Source organism: Pseudomonas sp. (assembly GCF_050739655.1).
In the GTDB taxonomy this organism is placed as follows: Bacteria; Pseudomonadota; Gammaproteobacteria; order Pseudomonadales; family Pseudomonadaceae; genus Aquipseudomonas.
Window position 1 is genome coordinate 21,379 of sequence record NZ_JBOIBY010000405.1, and the last position, 13,525, is coordinate 34,903.

General features: G+C 58.6%; 12 protein-coding genes. 2 read left to right on the plus strand and 10 right to left on the minus strand.

Going from position 1 to position 13,525, the window contains the following annotated elements:
- The first annotated feature begins 105 nt into the window (after positions 1-105).
- Entirely contained in the window at positions 106-2,232 is a 2,127-nt protein-coding gene (locus ACRESJ_RS19995) for a TonB-dependent siderophore receptor (RefSeq protein ID WP_431759434.1), read from the plus strand.
- 144 nt (positions 2,233-2,376) lie between these two features.
- Here ACRESJ_RS19995 and ACRESJ_RS20000 read toward each other — a convergent pair whose 3' ends face one another.
- The 10 genes from ACRESJ_RS20000 to ACRESJ_RS20045 form a co-directional block, all read right to left on the minus strand.
- Entirely contained in the window at positions 2,377-3,177 is an 801-nt protein-coding gene (locus ACRESJ_RS20000; protein ID WP_431759435.1) for an N-acyl homoserine lactonase family protein, read from the minus strand.
- A gap of 14 nt (positions 3,178-3,191) precedes the next feature.
- Complete coding sequence (locus ACRESJ_RS20005; protein WP_431759436.1) at positions 3,192-4,151, minus strand: diiron oxygenase; 960 nt, start codon at positions 4,149-4,151, stop codon at positions 3,192-3,194.
- 67 nt (positions 4,152-4,218) lie between these two features.
- Positions 4,219-4,977: a TauD/TfdA family dioxygenase gene (locus ACRESJ_RS20010; protein WP_431759437.1), complete on the minus strand. Its 759-nt coding sequence runs from the start codon at positions 4,975-4,977 to the stop codon at positions 4,219-4,221.
- A 22-nt stretch (positions 4,978-4,999) separates the two neighbouring features.
- Complete coding sequence (locus tag ACRESJ_RS20015; protein ID WP_431759438.1) at positions 5,000-5,872, minus strand: branched-chain amino acid aminotransferase; 873 nt, start codon at positions 5,870-5,872, stop codon at positions 5,000-5,002.
- Between the two features lie 31 nt (positions 5,873-5,903).
- A complete protein-coding gene (locus ACRESJ_RS20020) occupies positions 5,904-7,256 on the minus strand; it encodes a KamA family radical SAM protein (protein ID WP_431759439.1) in 1,353 nt (450 codons plus the stop codon).
- 32 nt (positions 7,257-7,288) lie between these two features.
- Positions 7,289-7,933 carry a glutathione transferase gene (gene yfcF, locus ACRESJ_RS20025; RefSeq protein WP_431759440.1) on the minus strand — a complete coding sequence of 215 codons (645 nt, stop codon included), beginning with the start codon at positions 7,931-7,933 and terminating at the stop codon, positions 7,289-7,291.
- Positions 7,934-8,143: 210 nt separating this feature from the next.
- Entirely contained in the window at positions 8,144-8,629 is a 486-nt protein-coding gene (locus ACRESJ_RS20030) for a cupin domain-containing protein (protein ID WP_431759441.1), read from the minus strand.
- An 83-nt stretch (positions 8,630-8,712) separates the two neighbouring features.
- Positions 8,713-9,207 carry a RidA family protein gene (locus ACRESJ_RS20035; RefSeq protein ID WP_431759442.1) on the minus strand — a complete coding sequence of 165 codons (495 nt, stop codon included), beginning with the start codon at positions 9,205-9,207 and terminating at the stop codon, positions 8,713-8,715.
- A 61-nt stretch (positions 9,208-9,268) separates the two neighbouring features.
- Positions 9,269-10,549, minus strand: a complete 1,281-nt coding sequence (locus ACRESJ_RS20040) for an ATP-grasp domain-containing protein (RefSeq protein WP_431759443.1) — start codon at positions 10,547-10,549, stop codon at positions 9,269-9,271.
- A gap of 42 nt (positions 10,550-10,591) precedes the next feature.
- Positions 10,592-11,692, minus strand: a complete 1,101-nt coding sequence (locus ACRESJ_RS20045) for a hypothetical protein (RefSeq protein WP_431759444.1) — start codon at positions 11,690-11,692, stop codon at positions 10,592-10,594.
- Positions 11,693-11,841: 149 nt separating this feature from the next.
- Here ACRESJ_RS20045 and ACRESJ_RS20050 point away from each other — a divergent pair, with 149 nt between their 5' ends.
- Positions 11,842-13,251, plus strand: coding sequence for a PLP-dependent aminotransferase family protein (locus ACRESJ_RS20050; RefSeq protein ID WP_431759445.1), 1,410 nt, complete (start codon positions 11,842-11,844; stop codon positions 13,249-13,251).
- Positions 13,252-13,525: the final 274 nt, after the last annotated feature.

Consider the following 13,525-nt stretch of genomic DNA (forward strand, 5'->3'; position numbering starts at 1 on the left):
TCTCAAATGCGAATAAGTATCAAAAGCTAAATTATCGGTATACCATGCGCCGCAATTTGCTGGCAGGTATGCCGTTCCATTTGGCTTTTTCGCAAGGTTTCCTAGATGCGTCGTGCTTTGGTGTCAATCTGTGTTCTTCAGGCGTTTTCCCCTTCTTCATGGGCTGAGCAAGCGACAACCGATAAGTCCAGTCTGGAGTTGCAAGCGACCGACATCGTCGGCACCGCAGACTATGAAACGGCCCTGGGGCCAGTGGATGGCTATCGCGCAACCCGTTCGGCCAGCGCAACCCGTACCGACACCTCGATCCACGAAACGCCGCAGTCCATCAGTGTGGTGCCCAGGGATGTCGTGGAGGACATCAGCGCAACGCGACTGCAGGATGCGCTCGACTACGCGGGCGGCGTGGGGCGGGCCAACAATTTCGGTGGCCAGGGCCTGACCACCTTTACCGTGCGTGGCTTTACCACTGGCGAGTTTTATCGCAACGGCTTCCCGATCAACCGTGGCTATCCGAACATGCCGGACGCCAACACCATCGAACGCCTGGAAGTGCTGCGCGGGCCGGCGACCATGCTCTATGGTCGGGGCGATCCGGGCGGTACGTTCAACGTCATTTCAAAACAACCCCTGGCCGATCCGACGGTGACGCTGGGTAGCCAACTCGATGACCAGGGTATGCAGCGCGGTACGCTGGATGCTTCCGGCCCGCTCGACGAAGAGGGCCGTCTGGCGTATCGCTTGAATGTAGTGGGTGAGGGCGGTGATACCTTCCGCGATCATGTCGAAACCGAGCGCTACGGTGTAACGCCGGTCCTGAGTTGGCAGGCCACCGATGACACCAAGGTGATCTTCGAGGGCGATTTCATGCGCAACAATCACCCGCTGGACCGCGGGCTGACGCGCTACCCCAATCAAATCGGCACAGCCTCTCGCGACACCTTTTTCGGCGAAAAAGACGTTGGCAAATTGCACAACGACAACAACATGGCGCAGCTGCGTTTCGAGCACTTTCTCAGCGATAACTGGACCTTGGGCGGTGGCTTCCAGTGGCTCGACGGCACCCTTCAAGGCAATGCGGTGGAAGGCAACGGTGTCGCAGCAGACGGGCGCACCCTGGGCCGCAACTTCAACTACCGCAAACTGGAATGGACGGACAAGGACACGCAACTCAACCTCACCGGGCATTTCACGGCGGGTGGTTTCGATCACACGCTGTTGACCGGCGTCGAGTACGAGGACTACGACTACAAGTCGATCATCCAGCGCTCCAGCGGCGCGGTGAGTGCGTACCCGATCGATATTTTCGATCCGGTGTATGGCCAGCCGCGTCCGGCCTTGACCCGAACCCCGACCAACGACAAGGAAAACCTCAAGACCTATGCCGCTTTCGTCCAGGATCAAGTGGCGTTGACCGAGCGCTTGAAACTGCTGGCCGGGGCGCGCTTCGAACGCTTCGAGCATGACTACGAAACCTTCGTGCCAGGCGGTAGAAGCTGGGAGGCCAGTGACAATGCGGTGACTCCGCGCATCGGCGCCAGCTATGACCTCACCGACACCGTGGCGATCTATGCCAATACGGCTCGCTCGTTCAAGCCCAATACCGGTGCAAGCCGCCAAGGTGGCGGGTTTGATCCGGAAGAGGGCAAGTCCTATGAACTGGGTATCAAGTGGGAAGCGCTGGACAGCCAGTTGAGTGTCGATGCGGCGATCTACCAGATTGAAAAGAAAAATGTGCTTACCACCGATCCTGTGGACTCGACGTTCAGCGTGGCGGCGGGAGAAGTGCGCAGCCGCGGTTTCGACCTGAACATCGCCGGCAACCTGACGCCGCAATGGCGCGTGATTGGTGGCTACGCCTACGTCGACGCCGAGGTGACCAAGGACAATGTCATCAAGTCCGGCACCCGACTGATGAACATTCCGCAGAACAGCTTCAGCCTGCTCAACGTCTATGAATTCCAGGATGGCGCGTTCAAGGGACTGGGCCTCGGGACAGGCCTCAAATACGTCGATGAGCGTGCAGGGCAGACGGCCAACACGGCGTTTTCAATGGCGAGCTACACCGTCGTCGACTTGCTCAGCTACTACAAACTCACCGACAAGATCAGGCTGAATCTGGACGTGAAGAACCTGACGGATGAGGACTATGAGGAAGGGGCGTTTGGCAACGTCTACGCCTATCCAGGCGCACCGAGAACCGTGCAGGTTGGGGTTTCCTACACCCTGTAGGACGTTGTCGTGCACAAATTTCGTGTCACAGCAGATCCACTATGGGAGCTGGTTTGCCAGCGATGAGGCCATCAAATCCAACATCAATGGCGCCAGACACGCCGCCATCGCTGGCAAGCCAGCTCCCACAGGTTTGAAGTGAACTCAGGCCGGTGGCTGATGCAAGCAGATGATATGCGGGTCGTCATTCCAGTGCGGGAAGCGCTCGGCGATCAGTGGGTCGTGACCCGGGATGACATGGTCTTCGCTGTCGGCCAGACGGTCGATTTCGGTGAACGCTTCAAGGGATTGCGCCAGGTCATCGATGATCGGGAACGGGCTGCGCTCACGGATATTGACCCACAAATGCGCGGCATCCGACGCCAGCACAATCCAGCCACGTGCAGTATTCACTCGCACAACCTGACTGCCAGGGGTGTGCCCCCCGACCGCATGCAGGGTCACACCGGGCAGCACTTGCACCGTGCCGTTGTGCAAACGCATCCGCCCTTCGAACAGCGGCGGCAACGCCGACATCACATCCTCAACCTCGTAGGTTTTGTTCACCGTGCGATGGGACATTTTCGGCCCTGTGCAGAAACGCAGTTCCGCTTCCTGCAAATGCACCGTGGCCTTGGGAAACAGCGCGAGATTGCCGGCATGATCCCAGTGCAGATGCGTGAGAATCAGGTGCTCGACCTGCGCCGGATCAATGTCCAGTTGGCGCAAGGATTCTTCCGGCAGGCGATACATCTGCCGGTTGCGCCGGTCCGCCGTGGCGGGCTGAAAGCAGGTATCGACCACAATCACTTGCTGCTCGTCACGAATGACCCAGAAGTAATAATCCAGTGGCATCGGCGCATTCGGGTCACCGCAGCAGGCGTCGTAGAGAAAATTCTCTTTGGCGGTGCGTTGGGCATTGGCACCGACGCGAATGGCGAACACTTCGTACGTGGGGACGGACATGGACACCTCCGGGTTCAGGCTGCTGCGGTGGTTTTGAGGGTTGGACGAAAATCGAAGTCGATTTGATCGCTGATGCCCAGATCCTGCGCCAGCTTATGCAGGCCACTGTAGTCGCGCATGATCGTCGCGTTCTTGTTGCTCTCGCGGGTGTCGGCAATGATCGACTCGGCGTCCTCGACCCCCAGTTGCGTCAGAATCGCCTCCCACATCGAGTAGTCCTGAGCGATAAACGCACTCAATGCCACCGACAAATGGCGTGCGAAAAACTCCCGCTGCGCTGGCTGCATGTGGGCGTACATGACCTTGGCCACTTCGGCGAGCACCTTGCTGTGGGCATATTCGTCACGATTGTGCAGTTCGGCCACACGACGGTTTTGCGGTTGAATGGTCTGGTCATCCGCCAGCAGATCGAGGTAGGCATTGACGCTGATCTCGGCCACCACCGCAAAGGTGATCGCCGCCAGATCTCGCTGCCATTGCTCGGGCAGCTCCTCATGCAGCGCCTTGAGGCGCAGGTAGGTGACTGACGGCGGCAAATCCAGATCCTCATCCAATGCCCGGTCCAGTTTGGTCCGCTCGATGGCCCGCAGGTGCATGAGTGTGTGGTAGTGCTCGTCGATCAGGGTCTGCTGCATCGCCTCGCGAAAGTGCCAGTCGTCCTTTCCCAGGTACTGGTTGGCGATGACGCTCAATGCCGGGTTCACCACGTGTTCTTCGGCGGTGACGGTGCGCAGGTTGTAGCCGATCCAGCCCCAGGTCACCACGCTGCTTTTGAGCGCGTCACTCAAGGCCTGGAATTTCGGATGATGGAAAAACGGCACCATGGACTCCGGGTAATCCGGGCGAGCCGGATCGAACACCTCGTTGACTTGGGCCTTGTCCGGCGAGCACACCGTGGCGCGTTTGGTCCAGGCCTGATTGAGCCGCACGATCAGTTGATGATCGACCTGGGCGATCTCGATTGCTGTTTGCATGACGCGATACCTGTAAGACGCGTACCCGCCGAGGGGTACGCCAAAAGAATGAAAGGCGACGGAAAAATCAGGCCAGCCAGTAGCGGGTCAGGTGGCGCGCCGGGTCGGTGTAGCGACTGCGGGCGTGGATCATGCGCCAGTTATCCCAGATCAGCATGCAGTTTTCAGGGATCAGCACCGGGACGTTGTGCTCAACGAAATACGCCTCGCCAAGCACCGCAAACTTGGCCAGCGGCGAGCTGTTGTTGCTCACCTGGGACTGCTCCAGGGCTTGCTTGGATGGGTTCACGTCGCCGTAGTGAAACTGGTTGTAACTGAAGCGGAAAATGTCGCCGTCCTCGGTAGGCGTCAGGATGTATTCCTTGACCCGCGTTTGCGCAGGCTCACCGGGTTTGGCCGTGGCGACAAACTCCACCGGCGTGTCATCCAGCCATTCGCGCAGCTCGGGCTCGCTTTGTTCCAGCGACTTCAAAAACTCATAACCATCCACCAATCCGGTATGCCCGCCACCGCAGGTTGCCTGTTGATGGCAATGCAGCGCCAGGTATCGCGGCGGCGGGCCGTACACCGGTGCCTCGGTGTGCGGGCCGATGCCATTCATGCTCTGTGAATAGGGCAAGTCTTCGTAGCCCGGTTTGCGGGTAATGGCGAACGCCGTCTGGCCATTGAACTGCGGAATGACCGGGCCGAACTCACGCAATGTGCCGACTACATCGTGGGCAAACTCCCCCGGCGTCAGCACAGTCCAGCCACGACTCGACAACTCCTCATGACGATGGCCCAGTGAAACATAAGGTTTAGACGCAACAATCCCTTGATCTGACATGGTGAAATTCCTGGCTGGTTTATCAGGCGTTTACGGTTGAGGTGTAAGCGGCAATCAAGTCGCGACAGGCGTTGCCCGGTCGATAGTGCTGTTCGTCGATGCTCTGCACCGGGGTAATTTCGGCGGCGGTGCCTGTGAGAAAACACTCGTCGAAGTCGCCCAGCTCCGTGGGCAAAATCGTGCGCTCGACCACTTGGTAATCCATGGCCTTGGCCAGCTCGATAACGGTCTGGCGGGTAATGCCATCGAGGAAGCAATCAGGCACCGGCGTGTGCAACGTCCGGCCTTTGACGAAAAACACATTGGCGCTGGTGGCTTCAGCGACGTGGCCGCGCCAGTCGAGCATCAGGGCATCGTGGTAACCGTTGTTCTCGGCGTCGTGCTTGCTCAATGTGGCGATCTGGTAATGCCCGGAAGCCTTGGCTTCGAAGGGGCTGCTGCTCGGTGGCGGGCGGCGCCACGTTGCAGTTTTCAAGCGAATGCCGGTCATGCGCGCAGCAGGGTCGAAATAGCTCGGCCATTGCCAGCAAGCGATCGCCACATGTACGCGGTTAAAGCGTGCGGACGTAGAAATCATCTCACTGCCACGCCATGCGACCGGTCGCAAATAACCGTCAACAACGTTGTTGCGCTGCAGCAGTTCGTGGCTGGCCGCTTCCAGTTCGGTAAGTTCATACGGGATCGCAAAATCCATCCATTGCGCCGAGCGATACAGTCGCTCGGTGTGCTCGCGCAGCTTGAAAATCTTGCCGTTATAGACGCGTTCCCCTTCGTACACCGTGCTCGCGTAATGCAAGCCATGGCTCAGCACATGCAGGCGCGCGCTGGACCACTCGACAAACTCGCCGTCGAGCCAGATCAATCCTTCGCGCTGATCAAACGGAATGCTGCTCATGTCCTTGTCTCCCCAATGTTCAAAAATCGACCTACGCCGTTTGCAGCAGGACCGGTATCAATTGCGGTGCTGGCGAAAGCAAAAGCTCAGGCTCGTTCTGAAAGAAAAAAGCCCGCTCGCCAAACGCCGGGCGCAAGTCATCGAACCAGGTCACGTGCGGATCGAAGCGCGCATAGAACGTGCGCAACACCCATTGCGGATCGCGAGCCTGAAGGAACTGCAGCACGAAGACTTTTTCCCCGGCGACGGTCTCGATGCCGTTGATCAACACCTTGCCGTAGAAGGTACTCATGGACGGTCCACGCACCGTGCGCGCCAGCCCCGACACCGTGCGATAAGCCGCCTGGAAGATTTCGAAGGCCCGGGCCAGCGGCATCGCGAAGTAATGGCTGGGACCGGTGTCGCGCTCGACGAACATGTAGTAAGGCACCGCCCCGAGCCGCACACCTTCGGTCCACAACGCCGCCCAATCAGCCGGGTTTTCGTTGATGTGGCGGATCACCGGCGCCTGCATGCGCAGCGTTGCGCCGGTGGAGCGAATACGCTCGACGGCTTGGCGGGCGATGTCCTGACGGATCTCCACCGGGTGGTTGTAGTGGCCCATGATCGAGAGGTTTTTCCCTGCGGCGACGATCCGCTGGAACAGCGTCAACAGTTCAGGCGCGTCCTTGTCGCTGACAAAACGCTGCGGCCAATACGCCACCGATTTGGTGCCGATACGGATGCTTTTGATGTGCGGCAATTCCAGCAGCGGTTCGAGGTAAGCGGCCAGCGAACGTGTGTTCATGATCATCGGGTCGCCACCGGTGATCAGCACGTCCGTGACTTCGATGTGCACCCGCAGGTAATCCACCAGCTCCTGGGATTCACGGGCGTTGAACTTGAGTTCTTCCTCGCCAATGAACTGTGCCCAGCGGAAACAGAACGTGCAGTAGGCGTGGCACGTCTGTCCGGCGCCGGGGAAAAACAGCACGGTCTCGCGGTACTTGTGCTGGATGCCTGCCAGGACTTTGCCGTGGAGGGTGGCGCTGTTGTGTGTCAGTTGCCCGGCCGGATGGGGATTCATGCGCAACCAGATCGCTTCGATCCGGCGCTTGATCGCCGCTGCGTCGTCCTGCTCGATCAACTGCTTGAGCGATGCATACTCATCCGGCAGCAACATGTCCTTGTGGGGAAAGGTCATGCGGAAAATCGGATCGTCCGGAATGTTGTTCCAGTCGATCAGCGTCCCCAGGACGTATTCGTTGGTGCGAAACGGCATGACCCGGGCCACGACGGTCATGGCCTCCTGCAACGCCGGCGTCAGTTTGTGCCAGTACGGCGTTTCGCGGATGGTCCGTGCGTTGTAGGGTTTGTATCTTTCCTGCTCCGACATTCCTTGCATGGCAGCGCTCCTGATGTTTGCCCTGACAGTTGCTACACGATGGCCGGCGCTTTGCGCTCTATGTCCATCCATGCCCGAACGCTGTCGCGATCCCACTGCTGACGGACATACGTCACTAGTCGCGCAGGCACCGGGTCACCATTGGCGACCAGCCGGTTGAGCATGATTGCCAGGTCGGTGTCGGCGATGCTCCAGTCACCGAACAGGTGCTCGGCGCCCTCCTCCAGCAAGTGGTCCGCCACGAAGAACAGGCGGTCGACAGCAGCTTGCGCATCGTCGGACAGCGGCGTGTCTTTGCTGCCGAAATACACCAGGTCAAACGGACGCTCCTTGCGAACGACCAGCAAATCGCTGCGTAGCCAGGCTTGCAGTTGACGGGCACGGGCGCGCTGTTGGATGTCTAGCGGGTAGAGTTTTTTATGCCCTGGAGAAAGTTCTTCCAGGTATTCGGCAATGGCAGAAGATTCCGAAAGTGCAAAACCTTCGTGAACTAACACTGGAATCTTGCAGGTCAGCGAAAGAATTTGATAATCCGCCTGATAGTTCTCGCGCGCCTTCAAATCCAGCGTCACAAGATCAAATGAAAGTTGCTTTTCCTTGAGCGCCACGAAGGCTGACATCGCAAAGGCACTGACATAATCCGCGCCGAGATACAGCTTCAACTTATTACTTTCCATAGAACGCTCCCTTGCATTAACCACATTAATCCGTTGCATTTGAAGTGATCGTAGTAAGTTGATTAGGCGCTGAACAGATACAGAAATTCTCTGTTTATATCGATACAGAAATTCGAATTCCTGCATCCTCGGCAATGTCGGAGGGAAGTCGATAGAAACAAAAAAGGGAGTCCGCTAACGCGGACTCCCTGGTGTGCAGCAGAAAGGAAATTACAGGTGTCGGGGGATCAAGCCTACGTTGTCGGCATGATTGGAAAGCATCGCCATCTGGGGCATGTTGCTGATGTTCAGCATGGCCAGCGGCTCAGCTGCGCTGGTGTTTACAAAGCCGTGCCGGGTCCAGGCCGGCACCAGCAGGACATCGCCGTGGCTGACGCTCACTTCGTCGGCATCGCCCAGTGTCAACGCGCCGCCGCCGCACTGAATGATGAACAGGTGCCACCAGGCATGAACATGGCCATTGAGTGTCGAGCCGGGTACCAGCCATTGCATGGACACCGCCATCCCGGGGGTCAACTGGCAACCTTCAATGTTTTTATCATGGGCCAACGCAACAATATCGACGTCGCTGGCCTCAAGCGTCTGTCGCATATCGGAAAGTTCAGCCCCCTTCCAAACACGTGGTTTGATCGGAGGCTGATCCAAACTTTGGCGAAAGTCCTTATATGAAAAAAACGCACCTTGAACGTTATTCATTTGTTGATTCCAACTTATTCTGCCGAATGGAGTTAATCGACCTTAGGCGAACCCATCAACAGTGTAAAGCCGAATAAAACGACTTATATCGCCGTAGGTCGCAATGCCACGATCATATCAACTTCAATCGCCGCATTTTTTGGCAACTGATAAACACCCACTGTCGTACGGGTATGTTTGCCGGCATCACCCAGCACGTGACTGAAAACATCCGATGCACCGTTGGCGACTTCGCTGAGGTCGACAAAGTCTTCCGTGCACCGCACATACACCGTCATGCGAATCAGCGACTTGATTTTGTCCAGCGAACCAATGGCATCGACAATCAGCGCCAAACCACGTATCGCACTGATGCTGGCGGCTGCTTGCGCATCGGCCATGTTCAAATCCCGGCCTACGCGCCCCGGGTAGTGGATCTTGCCGTTCATGCGCGGCACCAGGCCGCTGATGTACAGCTCATCGTGATGGCGAATCAGCGGTGCGTAACGCCCGCCGGCGGTGTTCTCACCGTAGATGTCATAGCCGAATTCCTGTGCCAGTGCGATGAAGCGTTCATCACAGGTCTTGTGTTCACTCATTGCCTTAATCCTCTTGATCAATACTGCAAAAAACATCGATCGCTACTGTTTGACCCATGACTCAACCCACGACCCTTGCCGGCACTGCCAGGCTGGTGATGCCGACGCTTGATTCGATGGCCTCCGCCAGGCGCAACAGATCGCTGCTCAACTGCTCGTAGTGCTCGTTGAACAACACGATGTGACCAATGAACGAGAAATTGTCTTTCACCTCCGCCGTGACCGAATCACCGATGCGCTTGGTCAGCACGGCTTCCACCAGATCGATGTTCAGCGACCGGGCCAGGGACTGGATATCCGGTACGTCTCGCAAGATGCCGACAGTCGTCGCCCGCAGCAGACGTATGCCGCAGTAACCGCGAGGCACCGGCTCATGACTATCGACATGACCTTCAACGGCCCAGCGGACCCAGCGCTCCCACGGGTCGAAATCAACGAATGCCTTACGTGCCAAGTCCCAGATGTGCATGCCGCCAGGGCGCATGTTGGTTTCCACCGCCGAGGTGCGATGGTTGGCCCTGTAGAACACTTCGTTGTGCCAGGCACCGTTGTCCTGGGAAACCAGGCCCGCCATGTGACGACCGGCGGCCATCAGGCGAGACTGTGCGTCGACCGTCAGCGGTGCGGGGACCACTTGCTGGATCTCGGCGCGGTAAGCGCCTTCGGTGGTGGTTTTTTCGGTGATCCAGGTACTGCCGGCGACACAGTCCCAGCTGTATTCCTGGGCGTTCTGGATCAACTCTTCGAGCACAACGCCGCCCTCGCGATAGGGCTTGAGCGCGGCCCAGGCCTCATCGCATTCGGACGGGTGACGGATAACACGGCAGCCTCGGCTGGCTCCTTCGCAGGCAGGTTTGATGAATGCCTTGCCGCCCAGTTCGATCACTCGCTGACGCAGCTCCGGCAGGCTTTCGATGCGGGTCGAAACCACCGGGCGGTAATCTTCGGGAGAGCGGGTTGCGGTGGATTCGAGTTGGCGGAAAATCTGTTTGTCCAACCCTGCCCGCGCCTCGGCCGGTGTGATGCCAGGCAGGCCGAAATGGCTGGCCAGCGCCGCCCCAAGCAACACGCCGCGATCTGAAAACGGCAATACACCGATCAGCTTCCAGTGATCGGCCTTCAGGCAACCGACCACCAGTTCGAGGGAGGCGGGAACATCTTTTTCTGCCAGCGATGTGCTGCAGACGTGATCGGCCACCTGATCGTCATCGGGCTGGATCTGTTCGACCAGCAGGATCAGTCTCGCGTCGTACAGCGACTTGCACAGCTCGCGCAACTTCTGGATATCGTGAACCCGACTGCCGTTGTACCCCACGACCACTACGCATGAAGTCGTATTCATAATGCCCCCGACTTACAAATTGAAAAACGCACTCGCGATGACTCAGTCATGCAACGACGCAATGGATTTACGGCTGAGCCAATACCAGGCCAGCATCCCGCCGGCACCGATCACAGCCAGCACCAGGGCGTTGTAGGGCGGCGGCATGACCCGCATGATCAACACGGTCAACCCGGCGCCAACGCCCAGGGACACTTCCTTGACGAACATGTTGTTCTGCTTGACCGAGAAGTAATCGAGGTGGCTGAACGCGCACTCGGCGATAGACAGCAGCGCCACCCAGATCAATGCGCCGACCAGGGTTTCGACATGGAACGCAGCCGGTGAAGACAGCACCGCAAAGCCGCCGATGATGATCGCGATCACCGTCAACACCTTGAAGCGCCCGGTGCTCTCGATCAGCTTCATGACCGGCACTTGCGCGAACACCACCACGGCGCTGTTGAGGATCAGCATCAGGCCGTACCACGCAGGCAACTCGCCCGTTTTGAGCAGGATTGCCTGCGGCAGGATCGAGAACACGCCAAACAGCTTGATACCCATGATGATGCCGGCGATGACCCACGGCAGTTTGTTGCCCCAGCCACTGCCTTCCTGGCTGGCGGGGCGGGCAACCACTGGTTCCAACGTAAAGGTCGCGCCCATGGCGATGGGCAGGCACAACAGGACGAAAGCGGCGGCGCCGAGGAAAAACATGGTTGGGGTCAGCAGCGGCGACAGCAGGATCAGGCCTGCCAGCAGGCTGCCCATGTTCATCGCGACCCGGTTGTAGGCGGCGCCTTCCTTGGTTTGCGCCGCTTCGCTCTTGATCAGATAACCGGCAATGGCAATGCCATAGGCAAACAATGCCGCGGCAAACATGACCACGCCCTGGTTACTGGTGACCGCCAGCAACACCAGCCCGGCGGCGGCGCACAGCAGCGTGACGCTCAGGGAGCGGCGGCCGAGTACCAGCAAGGTCAACGGCAACAACAGCAGCAATGCGCGATAACCCAGGGCCAGGATGCTGTTGGTGGCCGTGTCGAGCCAGACGTTGGCCTTGCCCAGCACCGCAAACAGCGACACCGCGGTGATCATTCGAATCGTGAACAGGCGAAGGTTGATCACCGGTTTGGCCACGACGGCCGTTGTTTCTACACTCATGCAACACCTCTTGAAACAGGCCATTGAGCGACCGGTACAGGTCGACAATCCGGAGACTCTCAAAAGCGATAGTAGAAAGAGATGCTTGTCTTGATCAGAGCAAGTTCGTATAGAATCCAACGAACTTTACTGCCAAAGAGACCAGTAAAATGCAGGTTCAGCGAGCAGTGATCGCCGCTATCGAATTCCAGCCGGGTGTGCCGCTGGTGCAGCAGATTGTCGATCAGTTGACGGTGGCGATCAGTCAGGGCGGCCTGCCCCACGGCTCGCGGCTGCCACCGATTCGTGAACTCTCCGACATGATGAACGTGGGCAAATCCACGGTGGTGGATGCCCTGGACCGCTTACGGGCCAAGGGATTGGTGGTGTCACGCCAGGGTTCGGGGCATTTCGTACATCGTTCCAATATCGCGATCAAGACCGATGCCGGGCCGGATCTGCAGCCCCAGGACACGCTGAGCGTCGTCCGCCGCGCAGTACTGCAGGACACAGGTGCATTGCGTCCCGGTGCCGGCTTCCTGCCCTCCTCCTGGTTGCCCGCCGAAGAGTTGCTCAAAGCCGTACGCGGAACCTTGCGTGCGACCTCTCTGCAAATGGGTGAATACGGCGTCGCCGCTGGTTACCTGCCATTGCGCGAAGCGTTGCGGGTCAAGTTGTCGACCCTTGGCATCGAAGTGCCGGTGGAGCAGATCGTCACCACCGCCAACACCGTACAAGCCATCGACATGCTGATGCGCCTACTGGTCAAACCCGGCGATACGGTGCTGCTCGACGACCCGTGCTACTTCACCATGCACACCAATCTGGCCTTGCATGGTGCCAAGGTCATCACCATTCCCCGCGGCGCTGAGGGCATGGACATGGAGGCTTTCGAGCAACTGGTCAATACCCATCGCCCCGTGCTCTACATGACCAACAACGTCCTGCATAACCCCACCGGGCACTCATTCTCCCCGGCGCAGGCCTATCGCTTGCTGGAGTTGAGTCATCGCTATGGTTTCCACATCGTCGAAGACGATCTGTACTGCGACCTGCAACAACGTATGACACCACGCCTGGCAGCGGGCGGGCTGGACAATGTCAGTTACGTATCGGGGTTTTCCAAGACCCTGACCGCCAACAGCCGAGTCAGCTTCGCGGTGCTTTCGCCACAGCTGGCGGCACGCATGGTCACCCTGAAAATGGCCTGCGGCGGCATGACCTCGGAACTGGCGGAGCAGATCATCTGCGCCATGCTCAGCGATGGCAGCTACGCCAAACACACCCGGCGCACGGTGGACCGGCTCTATGAATCGAGCAGCCGAGTCTCCACCTGGCTGGTCGAGGCCGGTTGCTCCGTGTCATCGATGCCCCATGAAGGCTTGTACATCTGGACCCGACTGCCAGAAGGCCTGCATGCCGAAACACTGGCAAGGAAAGGCCTGGACATCGACCTGGTCCTGGCCCCCGGCACGATGCTCAGCAAAGCACCGCAGGCCAGCCAGTTCATGCGGTTCAATGTGGCGCACAGCGATAACTTTCAGGTGCGGGAGCGGTTTTTCCGGTTGCTGGATAACTGAATACCGCGATCCCACACTGGGCTAGAGGTGCCGCAAATGCTGTAACCAACCCATGACCACTGTGGGAGCTAGCCTGCTAGCGATAGAGCCTTCACATTCAAATAAGATTTCGCATGTGCCGACGTCATCGCTAGCAGGCTAGCTCCCACACTGGTTTTCGGTTGATCGCAGATTCTGTGACCGACCATGACCACTGTGGGAGCGGGCTTGCCCGCGAAGAGGCCGTCACATCCAGCATCAATGTCGCCTGACACTCCGCCTTCGCGGGCAAGCC

What these genes read in the sequence shown, in the direction of transcription:
- ACRESJ_RS19995 (WP_431759434.1), top strand. Translation starts at nt 106, where the DNA reads ATGCGTCGTGCTTTGGTGTCAATCTGTGTTCTTCAGGCGTTTTCCCCT.
- ACRESJ_RS20000 (WP_431759435.1), bottom strand. Translation starts at nt 3,177, where the DNA reads ATGTCCGTCCCCACGTACGAAGTGTTCGCCATTCGCGTCGGTGCCAAT.
- ACRESJ_RS20005 (WP_431759436.1), bottom strand. Translation starts at nt 4,151, where the DNA reads ATGCAAACAGCAATCGAGATCGCCCAGGTCGATCATCAACTGATCGTG.
- ACRESJ_RS20010 (WP_431759437.1), bottom strand. Translation starts at nt 4,977, where the DNA reads ATGTCAGATCAAGGGATTGTTGCGTCTAAACCTTATGTTTCACTGGGC.
- ACRESJ_RS20015 (WP_431759438.1), bottom strand. Translation starts at nt 5,872, where the DNA reads ATGAGCAGCATTCCGTTTGATCAGCGCGAAGGATTGATCTGGCTCGAC.
- ACRESJ_RS20020 (WP_431759439.1), bottom strand. Translation starts at nt 7,256, where the DNA reads ATGCAAGGAATGTCGGAGCAGGAAAGATACAAACCCTACAACGCACGG.
- yfcF (WP_431759440.1), bottom strand. Translation starts at nt 7,933, where the DNA reads ATGGAAAGTAATAAGTTGAAGCTGTATCTCGGCGCGGATTATGTCAGT.
- ACRESJ_RS20030 (WP_431759441.1), bottom strand. Translation starts at nt 8,629, where the DNA reads ATGAATAACGTTCAAGGTGCGTTTTTTTCATATAAGGACTTTCGCCAA.
- ACRESJ_RS20035 (WP_431759442.1), bottom strand. Translation starts at nt 9,207, where the DNA reads ATGAGTGAACACAAGACCTGTGATGAACGCTTCATCGCACTGGCACAG.
- ACRESJ_RS20040 (WP_431759443.1), bottom strand. Translation starts at nt 10,549, where the DNA reads ATGAATACGACTTCATGCGTAGTGGTCGTGGGGTACAACGGCAGTCGG.
- ACRESJ_RS20045 (WP_431759444.1), bottom strand. Translation starts at nt 11,692, where the DNA reads ATGAGTGTAGAAACAACGGCCGTCGTGGCCAAACCGGTGATCAACCTT.
- ACRESJ_RS20050 (WP_431759445.1), top strand. Translation starts at nt 11,842, where the DNA reads ATGCAGGTTCAGCGAGCAGTGATCGCCGCTATCGAATTCCAGCCGGGT.